Origin of the sequence: Corynebacterium sp. HMSC034B08 (assembly GCF_001835805.1) — a bacterium.
Classification (GTDB): domain Bacteria; phylum Actinomycetota; class Actinomycetes; order Mycobacteriales; family Mycobacteriaceae; genus Corynebacterium; species Corynebacterium coyleae.
Genome location: NZ_KV825906.1, coordinates 26212 through 39371, shown reverse-complemented (window position 1 = coordinate 39371; position 13160 = coordinate 26212). Strand labels below are relative to the sequence as shown.

11 protein-coding genes are annotated in these 13160 nt (G+C 63.0%); 4 read left to right on the top strand and 7 right to left on the bottom strand.

What is annotated here, in order from left to right:
* Window positions 1-285: 285 nt before the first annotated feature.
* From HMPREF2656_RS01920 to glf, 3 genes are all read right to left on the bottom strand, one after another.
* Window positions 286-1998 carry an RNA-binding domain-containing protein gene (locus HMPREF2656_RS01920; protein ID WP_070815699.1) on the bottom strand — a complete coding sequence of 571 codons (1713 nt, stop codon included), beginning with the start codon at window positions 1996-1998 and terminating at the stop codon, window positions 286-288.
* 128 nt (window positions 1999-2126) lie between these two features.
* Window positions 2127-2363 (bottom strand): hypothetical protein, encoded by a 237-nt coding sequence (locus HMPREF2656_RS01915; RefSeq protein WP_070815698.1) that lies wholly within the window; start codon window positions 2361-2363, stop codon window positions 2127-2129.
* Between the two features lie 9 nt (window positions 2364-2372).
* On the bottom strand, window positions 2373-3563 hold the full coding sequence (gene glf / locus HMPREF2656_RS01910) for a UDP-galactopyranose mutase (protein WP_070483156.1): 1191 nt from the start codon (window positions 3561-3563) through the stop codon (window positions 2373-2375).
* A 150-nt stretch (window positions 3564-3713) separates the two neighbouring features.
* Between glf and HMPREF2656_RS01905 the strand changes: the two genes are divergently transcribed.
* Complete coding sequence (locus HMPREF2656_RS01905) at window positions 3714-5597, top strand: N-acetylmuramoyl-L-alanine amidase (RefSeq protein ID WP_246825071.1); 1884 nt, start codon at window positions 3714-3716, stop codon at window positions 5595-5597.
* Between the two features lie 18 nt (window positions 5598-5615).
* Here HMPREF2656_RS01905 and glpK read toward each other — a convergent pair whose 3' ends face one another.
* Window positions 5616-7076, bottom strand: a complete 1461-nt coding sequence (gene glpK, locus HMPREF2656_RS01900) for a glycerol kinase GlpK (RefSeq protein WP_070771316.1) — start codon at window positions 7074-7076, stop codon at window positions 5616-5618.
* Between the two features lie 626 nt (window positions 7077-7702).
* Between glpK and HMPREF2656_RS01895 the strand changes: the two genes are divergently transcribed.
* Window positions 7703-8311 (top strand): hypothetical protein, encoded by a 609-nt coding sequence (locus tag HMPREF2656_RS01895; protein ID WP_141739436.1) that lies wholly within the window; start codon window positions 7703-7705, stop codon window positions 8309-8311.
* A 10-nt stretch (window positions 8312-8321) separates the two neighbouring features.
* Here HMPREF2656_RS01895 and HMPREF2656_RS01890 read toward each other — a convergent pair whose 3' ends face one another.
* The 3 genes from HMPREF2656_RS01890 to serS are packed head-to-tail and all read right to left on the bottom strand — an operon-like array spanning window position 8322 to window position 11241.
* Window positions 8322-9161 carry a Cof-type HAD-IIB family hydrolase gene (locus HMPREF2656_RS01890; protein WP_070815696.1) on the bottom strand — a complete coding sequence of 280 codons (840 nt, stop codon included), beginning with the start codon at window positions 9159-9161 and terminating at the stop codon, window positions 8322-8324.
* Window positions 9158-9988 carry a lysophospholipid acyltransferase family protein gene (locus HMPREF2656_RS01885; protein WP_070815695.1) on the bottom strand — a complete coding sequence of 277 codons (831 nt, stop codon included), beginning with the start codon at window positions 9986-9988 and terminating at the stop codon, window positions 9158-9160. The genes HMPREF2656_RS01890 and HMPREF2656_RS01885 overlap by 4 nt, the downstream gene beginning before the upstream one ends.
* Window positions 9988-11241 carry a serine--tRNA ligase gene (serS, locus tag HMPREF2656_RS01880; RefSeq protein ID WP_070615615.1) on the bottom strand — a complete coding sequence of 418 codons (1254 nt, stop codon included), beginning with the start codon at window positions 11239-11241 and terminating at the stop codon, window positions 9988-9990. Before serS ends, HMPREF2656_RS01885 begins: the two co-directional genes overlap by 1 nt.
* Window positions 11242-11321: 80 nt before the next feature.
* Between serS and HMPREF2656_RS01875 the strand changes: the two genes are divergently transcribed.
* Entirely contained in the window at window positions 11322-12050 is a 729-nt protein-coding gene (locus HMPREF2656_RS01875; protein WP_070483168.1) for a GntR family transcriptional regulator, read from the top strand.
* A 9-nt stretch (window positions 12051-12059) separates the two neighbouring features.
* A complete protein-coding gene (locus tag HMPREF2656_RS01870; protein ID WP_070815694.1) occupies window positions 12060-13160 on the top strand; it encodes a septum formation family protein in 1101 nt (366 codons plus the stop codon).

Below are 13160 nucleotides of genomic sequence, written 5' to 3'. Positions count from 1 at the left end.
TTGCCTATCCTAAGGAAAGCATTGAGGTGAGCAGTCCCGGCGCCCGTGTAGCCGGCCAAACGGCTAGTCGCCTTTAAGACCGGTGACGGCACGGGCGCGGGCATCATCAACCGCCCTGACATCAACCGGTACCTCGTGTCCGCCTTCGTCGCCCCGGTCCCGAGCGCCTAGCCACCCGGTTGCGGAGTTGTTTGAAACAACTCCGAAACAACTCTTCGCAAAACTCACCCGAAATTAAACCATCGACGCAGGTCACAATAGTTGTTTCGAGTTGTTTTGAGTTGTTTATACCGAAACCCAACGGACACTCGGGCCTCGCGTTGGGCTCCCGTCGGCGATTTTCGCTTTCCCTAGGTCCCGAAGGTGGCGAAGGATTCGGCTCACTGATTCACGCTCGACGCCGAGTTCATTCGCAACCTCACGAGCGTTCAGGGACTTCCCCTCGCGCAACTGAGCAACGATCCAGTCCTCGGTAGTCACGGATGCAATCGCAGTAGATTCGTTCCCCCCAAAAGCCGTCCGTGCTCGAGCAGACAATATCCACTCGGGGGCATCCCGCAAAGGTTCTAGGAAGCCCTGACTTGCGTACCACCCCAAGTATTCTTGGGCCTGCGCTTCCGGGACTTGCATGAGTCGGGCCGCCGTGGACGTCATCAAAATCTGGTTGTTCGCCAGATGACGCGCCACTAAGAGCCCTTTTACGCTATTGAATATCGCCTCTCCGAACTCAGCACGCAGCAGGTACAGCGACTTAATAAAAGCCGAATCGACGTTTCCGGCGGGCAACGTGACCTCCACAAACGGTCCATCGGCATTCAGACTAGGCGCTTGTCTACCACTGGCGAGCATGGAGACCCACATGCGATCGAAGCCTCGCGAAGACTCTTCAGCGAGGCCCAACCGCCGCAATGCACCCATCAGAATCGGGTTACGCGGGATCGATTGGGTGGTCAGAATCCTTTCCTCAGGCACGCCGACAGGGAGACCACCAGGAGACCAAACGGTCAGACTGGTCGGAGACTGATCAACAACGATTGCAGTGGTCGCTCCCCAGTCGCGGTGCGCGAATGCGTTGGAAACAATTTCGTCTACAGCAGCCGCAGGAAACGCCGGAATGGGAAACTCTTGCCCGTTCGGGAGTTGCACTCGCGCAATTTCCTGCGACGTGTGAGCCTTAATCAACGCACGAAGCTGTTCTGATGCAGTAATCAACGGTGCGGAGATCTCGGTTACTTTCGGATCGCCACTGGGCACGTCGCGAAGCAAGTGTCTCACAACCGTCCGGTTGTGCAGTGGCTGCATGAAGAGAATTTCTGCCGCAAAGGTCAGCGCGCCATGGGGCGTAAACAATCCCAACTCACTGCAGAGTTCAAGACTCGTCTGGGGTACAGGAGAGTCATCACCCAAGGCATGCTTCCGGTTGGCAAGGAGTGCTTTAGCCTGCTCGATTGCCTTAGGATCGAGATCTTCAGGGCTTCGTCGAGACGCAGTAGCGCTCAGGTCAGGGTTCGAACGGGACAGGTGAATACTGCGACGCTCATCCTCGCCCAGAGGGACGCAGTTTTTCCCGACACGTTTACTGGCTTGGCCTTTGGAACGCTGATACAGCGCCATCCCCCGTGGGATGCGCAATGCAATCAAACGCTTGCCGCAGCGCTCGATTTCAGAAGCTTCGACCTGAATATGAGGCTGCGTCTTGCTGTAAATCTTTTCCACCAACCAGTCGCATGAGCGATCGGTGCCAGTGAACGCAGCAGGGCCTGCCTTCTTGTCATTGACGCCAAGGACGATGTAGGCGACACCGCCGTCGGCGTTGGAGAAACAAATGACCTCGTCGACAAGAAACTCCACAAGCCCCGCATCGGGGTTCTTGTTCATCGGGTGGACAGCAGGATCTTCCTTGAAATCCAGTACCTGGGATTCCCAGCTCCCAGCGCTATCTCCGGCCTCAATTGCCGACAGCGCTTCCTCCACACCCTCAAAACCCAAATCGAGCATGGGCTCAGAATAACAAAAGTTGTTTCAAAGTTGTTTGAAACAACTCCGAAACAACTTACCGCAAAACTCGCCCGAAATCAGCCCATCCGAGCAGGTCAGCATAGTTGCTTGGAGTTGTTTTGGGTTGTTTATAACTCGACCGTCGTGCCGTCGATCACCTTGGACGGCACACCGATCTTGCCGGCGGCGCGCACGTCAGCGAACCCGTCAAGCGAGTCGCGCAGGGTGAGGAAGCGTTTGAGGTTGGGCAGGTTGGTGACGTCGAGAAGTTCGGCGTCACCGAAGGCCTGCGGGTCTGCCTTAAACTGCGCGATCACGTCCGTGCAGTCGGGGCAGTCGGGGTGAACGAAAATCTCAGCGCTCACAAGTACCTCCTAGTGCCCGCGCGGCTGGGACAGTGGCTCGCCGGACTCGAAGAACGGACGGAGCTGGTTGTCGAACAGGGTCAGTGCAGACGCGATGGCCATGTGCATATCCAGGTACTGGTAGGTACCCAGGCGGCCGCCGAAGAGGACGTTGTGTTGTTCGGATTCTTCCGCCGCGAGTCGTCGATAAGCCTCGAGCTTCGCGCGGTCCTCGGGGGTGTTAATCGGGTAGTACACCTCGTCGTCACCCTCGGCGAAGCGGGAGTATTCCTTGACAATGACGGTCTTGTCGGTGGGGTACTCGGTGCGCTCCGGGTGGAAGTGGCGGAACTCGTGGATGCGGGTGTAGGGGACGTCGGCGTCGTTGTAGTTCATCACCGAGGTGCCCTGGAAGTCGCCGGTGTTCAGCACTTCCTGCTCAAAGTCGAGGGTGCGCCAGCCGAGGTGGCCTTCGGCGTAGTCGAAGTACTGGTCGAGCGGGCCGGTGTAGACCACTGGTGCGTCGGGGTTTTCGGCGCGGATGTCGTCGCGGACGGTGAACCAGTCGGTGTCGGTGCGGACGTCGATAAGCTCATGCTCCGCCATCTTCTCCAGCCAGGCGGCGTATCCGTCGACGGGGAGGCCTTCGTACTTGTCGTTGAAGTAACGGTTGTTAAAGGTGTAGCGCACTGGCAAGCGGGAGATGATCTCCGGCGGCAGGTCAGTCGGGTCGGTCTGCCACTGCTTGGCGGTATAGTGCTTCACAAACGCCTCGTAGAGCGGCTTGCCGATCAGGGCGATGCCGCGCTCTTCCAGGTTGGTCGCGGCGGCTGGGTCGAGGCCTTCACGCTGCTGTTCGATGAGCTTCTTCGCCTCGTCCGGCGAGTAGTACTTGCCGAAGAACTGATTGATCAGGCCAAGCCCCATGGGGAATTGGTAGGCGGTGCCGTCGTGCATCGCAAACACGCGGTGCTGGTAGTCGGTGAACGAGGTGAAGCGGTTGACGTATTCCCACACGCGCTCGTTCGACGTGTGGAAGAGGTGCGCGCCGTATTTGTGCACCTCGATGCCGGTTTCCGGCTCCTGCTCCGAGTAGGCGTTGCCGCCGATGTGGTTGCGCTTTTCCACCACCAGCACGCGTTTGCCCAGCTCGCTCGCCGCTTGCTCGGCCACGGTGAGGCCGAAGAACCCTGATCCAACAACAATGAGGTCGTATGCCATGCGGTCTATTTTCGCACAGTTGCTTATCGACGACACCACGCCGCGACACGCCACAAAAGCCTCAAGTCTTTCTTGAGACTTTAAATTGCACTACACTGCGTTCCAGTCACAATTGCCACTATTTTCACAAGAAGTGTCAGGAGTTTTACCGTGCAACAACGCCGTAGTCTTCAGGGCGGTGCGGTCCGACCACGCCGGGCCGTAGTCCTGCCTGCCGTGGTGTCCGTTCTCCTCGTGGTGGCTCTCGTCGCTACGCAAGTGTTCAGCGGCAACCGCATCCTCCACGTCCAATCCCTCGGCGCCGGCGCACCCGAGGTGTACACCGCGTCCGAGTCCTTCGCGTCCGGCGCGAACATCACTGTCGACGACGCCGCCATCCGCACCCAAGGCGGCGAAGAAGGCGAAGTACGCCGCGTGGTCAAGGAGTTCACCAACGACCGCGACTTCTCCATCGTCGGCCTGACCTGGACCGGCGACCGCGACATTGCCGCATTCGTCCGCTCCCAGCAGGCCGACGGCACCTGGTCAGAATGGTTCGAAATGGACCCGATCGACCCGCCGAAGGGCAGCGACAAGTTCGGCACCGAACCGATCTTCGTGGGCAAAACCAAGCGCGTCCAGGTCTCCACCGGCGGCGTTGATCTTCTCGACGGCGGCCGCACCGACTCCGGCGCACCCACCACCGCCAAGGACCTCCAGGCCGTCTTCCTCGACGGCGGCGAAGGCCAAACCCAAGGCGGCATCAACCCGGTCGCGGACTCCTACACCTGGGGCATGCCCAAGGTGATCACCCGCGCACAGTGGGGTGCAGGGTCCAGCCAGGCCCCGTACTACTCCGAACCAACCACCGCAGCGACCGTGCACCACACCGCAGGCTCCAACAACTACACCGAGGCCCAGGCACCCGGCATCGTCCGCGGCATCTGGAACTACCACGCCCGCACCCTTGGCTGGGGTGACATTGGCTACCACGCGCTCGTGGATAAGTACGGCAACATCTACGAAGGCCGCGCAGGCGGCATGGACCGCGGACCGCAAGGCGCACACGTCGGCGGATTCAACCAAAACACCTGGGGCGTCTCCATGCTTGGCGATTACCAAAGCGCCCAGCCCACCACCGCAGCACTGCGCGCCATGGGCGAAATCATCGGCTGGAAGGCAGCCGTCGCCGACTTCAACCCAATGGGCTACAGCTACCACCAGGCAGAATTCAGCTTCAAGGGCTCCAAGTACTCGGCTGGCCAGGGTGCATCGTTTAGCAACATCAACGCTCACCGTGACTTCCACTACAGCACCTGCCCAGGCGACAACCTGTACTCCAAACTGCCCATGATCCGCGCCACCGCCGCAGCGAAGTACCGCACGCTCAAGGCCGGCAACCGCGCAGGCCTGGGCAACCGCGGCACCGAGTCGACCGCTGTCACCACCACCGCCCAGTCCCCGGCATTGCCAGGCGACACCGGCAATCAGGGCAACACCGGCAACAACGCCACAGGCGTTCTCACCGGCCTGACCTCCGGCGACCCGATCGCCATCGCCACCGCGGCCGGCACCGTCATCGGCGCAATCCTGCTGTTCCTGGCTGCACGCGACATGCTCCCCGGCGTCAGCGAACGCCAGGGGGTGGAGGTCTTCCAGGGCCTCAACCTCGCACAGGTCTCGGAGTTGGCCCAAAAGATTGGCCCGGCCGTCGGCCCAGCGCTCAACGCCTTCGGTGCCACCGAGGCCGCCGCCGTCTGGACCGCGCTCGAGCCCACCCTGGGCAAACTCATCGCAGGCGTTGGCGGACCGACCGGCCCGGCAATCACCTTCTACTCCAACGGCATCGCCGCGCGTAATGACCAGGGCGAGATCATCTCGCTCGTCGGCAAGATTGCGGAGACCTGGCTGCAGCAAGGCCTCGACGCCGGCCCGTTGGGTATGCCGATCACCCGCGAGTACTACCCGACCACCGACGTCGTGCGCGTCGACTTCGAAGGCGGCTCCATCACCTACAACCCGGTCACCAACGCGGTGGACATCTCCACCCGCTAGGCCCTCGCAGGCTCAGGCCTAGACAAGATCCAAACTGCGCTCCACCGCGTCTTCCCACGCGGTAACCAGCCGGTCCCGTTCGGGGCCGGCCATTTCGCTTTCCCAGGTGGTGGAGGTGCCGAGGGATAAGGGTTCGTCGATAAGCGAAATGCCCATCGCCGCCGCCGACGCCGCCCCCATCACGGTCGTCTCCGTGTTCGCGGGCCGCTCCACCGTCACGCCGAGGATGTCGGCCTGCATCTGCATCAACAGGTTGTTCTCCGTCATGCCGCCATCGACCTTCAGCGTCGTCGGGTCGCCGCCCATCGCACACACCACCTCACGCGCCTGCAAGCATGTCGCCTCCAGCGCAGCCCGAGCAATGTGCCGCTTATCGACGAACCGCGTCAACCCCACAATCACACCCCGCGCATCCGGACGCCACCGCGGCGCGAACAGGCCGGAAAACGCGGGCACGATCACCACTCCCCCACTGTCCTCGACCTGCTCCGCGAGGGTTTCCGATTCTGCGGCGGTGCTCAGGATGCCGAGCTGGTCACGCAGCCACTGAATCAACGACCCGCCCACGGCCACCGAACCCTCCTGGGCGTACACCGGCGGCTGGCCCTGCACCTGGTAGGCGACGGTGGTCAGCAGGCCACGGTCGCTAAACTTCGGCTCGGCACCCGTGTTGAGCAGCATGAACAGGCCGGTGCCGTACGTCATCTTCGCGTCGTTCTCATGCAGGCCGCCTTGGCCGAACAGTGCGGCCTGCTGGTCGCCGAGCACGCCCGTGATCGGCACGCCCGCCAGCGGACCCCGCGGACGGATCTTGCCAAAGTTGCCCACAGACGGCCGGATCTCGGGAAGGATTCGGGGCGGGATGCGGAGGTCGTCGCAAAGCTGCTTGTCCCAGTCGAGGGTTTCCAAATCCATGAGCAGCGTGCGCGACGCGTTGGTCACATCCGTCAGATGCAACGCCTTGTCCTTGTCCTTCGCCCCGCCCGTGAGGTTCCAGATCAGCCACGTATCCATCGTGCCCGCCAGGAGTTCGCCCTTTTCGGCGCGCTCGCGAGCGCCTTCGACATTGTCCAGAATCCACGCCCACTTCGGCGCCGCAGGATACGAATTGTGCAAAAGCCCGGTCTTACTCAGGTACTTCGTGGCGTCCCCGTCGTGGTTCGTGCGGGTGTCCTGCCACACGATCGCGTTGTAGATCGGCTTGCCGGTTGCTTTGTCCCAAATCACGGCAGTCTCGCGCTGGTTGGTCAGCCCGAGAGCGTAAATGTCCTGCTCAGCGATGTCCTTGTCAGCAAGTGCTTCGCTGAGCGCCCGGCGTGTGTTACGCCAGATCTCCATCGGGTCGTGCTCCACCCACCCCTTGCGCGGCATGATCTGCTCGTGCTCAAACTGCGCCTGGGTGATGACCTTCCCGTCCGTGCGCGTGATGCACACACGTGTCGACGTCGTACCCTGGTCAATCGCCGCAATCAAAGCCATGCGCGTGATTCTACGGTGGGCGGTGGTGCCGGTTGGGTTGTTGTGTGGGTTTCTGGCCCGTTTCCGGTGCTTTTCTGGCGCTTTCTGGCTCGTTTCCACTGCTTATCGTCTAGTTTCCGCTGATCGTCTAGCTGCATTTTTGTCGAACCAGACGATCAGCTAATTACTGAAAACCGTGTTCATCATCACCTGGGGAAATACCTGGTCCTCCCCGAGGCCGTCTAGCTGGATTCGAGGTGGAGCTAGACGATGAGCCGAACTAGACGATCAGCGCGCCCCGGTTCCCTCAAAATGCACAATATATTGCGCAAAGACCCCCTTTACAGCGCAGCAGTCGGGTGCAATATTGCCTACATGGGGATTTACAGAAGAAACGCGAAGCAGAACTCGAACTCATTCAAGACGTCGCAGCAAAGTCCAGATCTGCAGTAATCACAGGTCCAGCCGCGGCCAGGTGGCTAGGACTCTCGACATACAACTGGGTCACCACAGTCGACCTCGCACTACCAGGAGAAACGAGGCCGTGGAAGCGCGGCGATGCCCATCGCATTTACAGAAGTGGAATCCTCGCTGAACAGGAGTACCTCGTACACAAGGGGGTTCGCACGGCGACGGCGATCAGGGCGATGTTCGACTCGTTCAGGTACCACGGGCGCACTGAAGCGCTGGTGCAGATCGAGTCGGCGAGGTGGAAGCACCGCCACCTGACCACGGAATACCTGCTGGATAAAACGGAAACGCTGCCGAAAGCACGCGGAATCGCGGGGTTCCGGAAACTCATCGAACACGCGACAGATACGTCAGCGAGTGTGTTGGAGACGATTGTGCGCGACGCAATCCTGCGTGCGATCGCAGACGGAACGCTTACCGGGGTGGTCACGCTCGAGTTCCAGGTTGGCCTGCGGATCCGGGAACGTGACGGCCGCCCGATGATGGCCTGGGCGGACATACTGATCAACGGGTTTCTCGTTGTGGAGGCAGACGGTCTCGAGAAGACGAGCGGGGTAATGGGAGATGCAGCGAGCATGCTTCGCGACGAACGCGAGCGCGAAACCCAGCTTCAAAACCAGGGCGCAGTTGTCAGGCGGGTGAGGTGGGATCGTGCAACGTCCACCGAGTTCATCGCGTCGCTGCAGACTGTGATCGACAGCAGCCCCGGCGTGAGGGAGTTACCGAATCGGGTGGACGTGAACTATCGCGACTGGTTGGAGGAGTTAGAACAACGCGCGGCATAACAGAACAGCCCTAGTACCAGCGCTCGAGGACGGCGGCCACGCCGTGTTCGTCGTTGGTGGCGGTGACGTGGTCGGCGGCGTCTTTGAGTTCGGGTTTGGCGTTAGCCATGGCCACGCCGGTGCCCGCCCACTGGAGCATCTCCAGGTCGTTGGGCATGTCGCCGAACGCGATTGTCTCGGCGGCGGTAAGCCCGTAGCGGTCGGCGAGGTATTGGGCGCCGGTGGCTTTGTTGGCGCCGGGTCGGGATATTTCGATGAGGCCTTCGTCCATGGAGTAGGTGACGTGGGCGGTGGTGTCGTCGATAAGCGGTGCGATGATGTCGTACATCTCCGCGGAGGTCATGTCGGGGCAGCGGACCAGCAGTTTCGCGGCGGGCACTTCGATGAGCGTTTGCTTATCGACGACACCAAACCGACTATCCCACGCATCCGGGTTGTACTCCGGCGTGATCAGGAAGCACTCGTCCTCCGGGTCGAGGGCCGACGAACCGACGCGTTCGACGCCGTAGCCGTGGTAAACGCCGGCAAGCGCCCGTTCGACGTCGTGGAGGATTTCGCCCATGGTGTCGGGAGCGAGTTCGTGGGTGTGGAGGACGCGGTCCTCGGTGGGGTCGTAAACCACGGCACCGTTGGCGCACACGCATACGGGTGCGACCGGGAGCTGCTCGAGCACCGGGATGAGCCAACGGTGGGGACGGCCGGTGGCCAGGCCGAAATGAGCGCCGCTGGAAATCGCACGCGTTACCACGTTGCGCAGGCGCGGGGTGACGCGGCCGGCGGAGGTGATGAAGGTGCCGTCGATGTCAGAGATGATCAGGCGGGGTGCGGTGTCCGGCAGCGAGGTGGTCATGGTTTCCGGCCCTTCTTCGCGGCTTTCGCGGCGCGTTCTTCGGCGTGGATCCGGTCGGCCTCCTCAATGGTGGGTGCGGTGCCGCCGAGGGCGGCGGGCAGCCAGGGCTCACCTGTGCCGGGGCCGGCGAGTGCGGTGTATTCGGTGCGGGATTCGTCGAGAAGCAATTGCATCTGGCGTTTGAGTTCCGCGGTGTCGGCCTCGGCGTCACCGGTGAGTTCGACGGGTGCGCCGTAGCGGACGATGACCGGTACGTTGCGGAAGTGTTTCGGCAGGTCCTTGGTCCAAATACGTTGCGATCCCCAGATCACGCACGGGATGAGCGGCACACCGGCCTGATGGGCGATGCGTGCGGCGCCGGTTTTGAAACTGGCAAGTTCGAACGAGCGGGAGATGGTCGCTTCCGGGAAGATGCCCACCAGGTTGCCGCTGCGAAGTCGCTCCACGGCGGGCGCGATGGCGGTGCTGCCGTGGGCGCGGTTGACCGGCACGTGATGCATCTTGCGCAGCAGACGCCCGAGGACGGGTACGTCGAAGACTTCCTGTTTGGCCATGAAGCGCACGAGGCGCTCGCCGCGCAGGTAGGGGCCGGTGCCCATGAGGATGAAGTCGGCGTAACCGGTGTGGTTACCGGCGATAAGCGCGCCGCCCTCGGTGGGGACGTGTTCGGCGCCGATGACGGTCACGTCGATGTTCAACGCCCGCATCGCGCGCCGCAGCGTACCCACGAGGCCCTGGTAGAACCGCTCCACCGCCTCCGTACGGTGGGCAGGGCTTCCAGTAAAGCGTTGCGGGACGTTGAATCCGCGGTAGGCGCGCAGTTTCATTAGGGCGTGAGCACTTCCTTGCCAACCCACGGACGCAGTGCCTCAGGCACGCGCACGGATCCGTCGGCCTGCTGGTTGTTCTCCAGGATGGCGACGAGCCAGCGGGTGGTGGCCAGGGTGCCGTTGAGGGTTGCGGCGGTCTGGGTCTTGCCGTCGGCGTCGCGGTAACGCGTCTGCAGGCGACGGGCCTGGAAGGTGGTGCAGTTCGAGGTAGACGTCAGTTCGCGGTAGGTGTTTTGCGACGGCACCCACGCCTCCGTATCAAACTTGCGGGCAGCAGAGGAGCCCAGGTCGCCGGCGGCGACGTCGATGATGCGGTACGGCACCTCAACTGCGGCGAGCATGTCGCGCTCCAGGCCGAGAAGCTTCTGGTGCATCTCCTCTGCGTCTTCCGGCTTGCAGTAAGCAAACATTTCGAGTTTGTCGAACTGGTGGACGCGCAGAATGCCCTTGGTGTCCTTGCCGTAGGAGCCGGCCTCGCGGCGGAAGCAGGAGGACCAGCCGGCGTAGAGCAGCGGGCCATCGGACAGGTCGATGATCTCGTCCTGGTGCAGGCCGGCGAGTGCGACCTCGGAGGTGCCGACGAGGTACATATCGTCGCGCTCCAGGTAGTAAATCTCCTCGTCGTGCGCGTCGAGGAAGCCCGTGCCCTGCATGATGTCCGGGCGTACCAGCACCGGCGGGATCATGAGCTTGAAGCCGGCCTCGCGTGCCTTCTGAGCTGCGAGCATGAGCATGCCCAGCTGCATCCAGGCGCCGTCACCGGTGAGGTAGTAGAAACGCGCGCCGCCGACCTTGGTGCCGCGCTTCATGTCGATCAGGCCGAGCGGCTCGGCGAGGTCCAGGTGGTCCTTGACCTCAAAGTCGAACTCGGGGACCTCGCCGACGTGCTCGAGGACCACGAAATCCTCTTCGCCGCCAGCCGGGGCGCCCTCGATGACGTTGGCGATGGAGTACTGCAGTTTCTCCAGCTTCTCCTGCGCCTCGGCTTCCGCAGCTTCGGCTTCCTTCACGCGGGCCTTCAACTCGTTAGAGCCCTCCAGCAGCGCCGGGCGGTCCTCCGGGGCGGCCTGGCCAATCTTTTTACCGAACGCTTTCTGCTCGGCGCGCAGCTCATCTGCTGCTTGGATCGCAGAGCGTCGGGCTTCGTCGGCGGCCAAGAGCTCGTCGACAAGCGCTGGGTCCTCTCCGCGAGCTCGCTGGGACTCACGGACTGCCTCGGGGTTTTCGCGCACACGCTTCAGATCAATCACAGTTGCATACCTTACCTTGTCCGCCGACGCGCGTACGCCGATCCGCAATCCGGTCATAACCAGTGCGCTATGGTGGCCTTATGCCCACCCGGATCACAGACGGCCCCGTGCCCAAGCATGAGCAGCTGCGCGCGATTATCGACGAACTGATCTCCACCGAGCTCTCCCCCGGCGACCCCCTGCCTGGCGAGCGGGCATTAGAAGAGGCCTACGGCGTATCCCGCATCACGGTGCGCCGCGCGATCGGGGATCTTGTGTCCGCTGGACGTTTGCGCAGGGTACGCGGCAAAGGCACGTTTGTGGCGCCTGCCCCGCTGGTGAGCCGCCTGCACCTGGCGAGTTTTTCGGACGAGATGCGGGCGCAGCGGGTGGAGGCGTCGTCGAGAATCTTGCTCTCTGAGCGCACCACCCCGCCGGACGCGGTGGCGACGTTCTTCGGCACCCCGCCGACCACTGAGCACATCCGCCTGCGGCGCTTAAGGCTTGGCGACGGCGAACCGTACGCCGTCGACGACGCCTGGTACAACTCCATCCTCGTGCCTGACCTGCTGGAAAACGACGTCTACCACTCCGTGTACACCCTGCTGGAAAACGAATACGGACTCGGCATCACAGAAGCGGAGCAGACCGTCACCGCCGTCACGGCAGGCCCCGACAACGCACCGCTTCTCGACGTCACCCCGGACACCGCCCTGCTCCACATCCTGCGCTACGCCCGCAGTGGCGGCAGCAACGTGGAGTATTGCTCCTCGGTGTACCGCACGGACCGCTACCGGCTGACTACACGGGTCGCCCGCGAAGTGGAATAATGGTGCGCCATGGCTTCGAAACAGACCGCGCTGCGCGCCTTCCTCATCGCTACCCTGGCGGGCACGGTGGGCGCTGGCACCTACGGACTGACCGCCGATAGTTCCGGCTCCGCGAACCCGGCGGGCGGCTCGTCTACCTCGAGTTCTGTTGCGGAGGTGGCGTCGTTCACCACCGCCGACGCCGGCTCGTGTTTGACGTGGCAGGTCGCCGAAGACGGCACCCATACCAACTTTGAGCAGGCGGATTGCGCCGGCGAGCACCGCTTCGAGGTTGCCGCGCGCGAGGACCTGGCCACCTACCCCACCTCCGAGTTCGGGCCCGAGGCGCCGCTGCCAAACCAGACCCGCCAGGCGCAACTGCGCGAGGAACTCTGTGGCGCTGCAACCCTGCGCTACCTGGACGGCAAGTACGACCCGAACGGACGTTTCTCCATCGCTCCGATCCTGCCGCCGGCCGACGCGTGGCAAAACGGGGACCGCACCATGCTGTGTGGCCTGCAGGAAACCGACAGCAACGGCGAGCCGGTGCTGACCTCCGGCCGGGTTGCGGATGCGGACCAGGCCCGCGTGTTCGAGGCCGGCGAGTGCGTGGCCATCGACGCCGCAAACTCCCTGTCCGTGGTGCCGTGCGGCGAGCCGCACCAGTTGGAGATCACCAGCCGCGTCAACCTGGCCAAGCACTTCGCGGATCACACCCCGTCGGTCGAGGAGCAGGACAAATTCCTCGGCGACGTGTGCACTCAGGCCGCGCAGGATTACCTGGGCAGCGAGGAGGCGCTCTACCAGATTGCGCTGCGCCCGTTCTGGACCTCGCAAACCGCCGCCGCTTGGGAGGGCGGTTCCCGCAGCGCCAACTGCGCGTTGATGTTCTCGCGCCCGGAGGGCCAGTTTGCCAACCTCACCGGGTCTGCGACGCAGGGCCGCGAGCATTTGCTTATCGACGACGCCCCGCCACCCGCACGCCCCGAACGCCGCCCGTTGCGCTCTGAGCAGCAGGCAAACCAGTCGCAGGCCCCGGCACCTGAGGCACCAGCGCCTGCGCCGGAAGCGCCTGCCCCCGAAGCGCCTGCCTCCGAAGCGCCTGCACCTGAGGCTCCGGTGCAGTTCTGA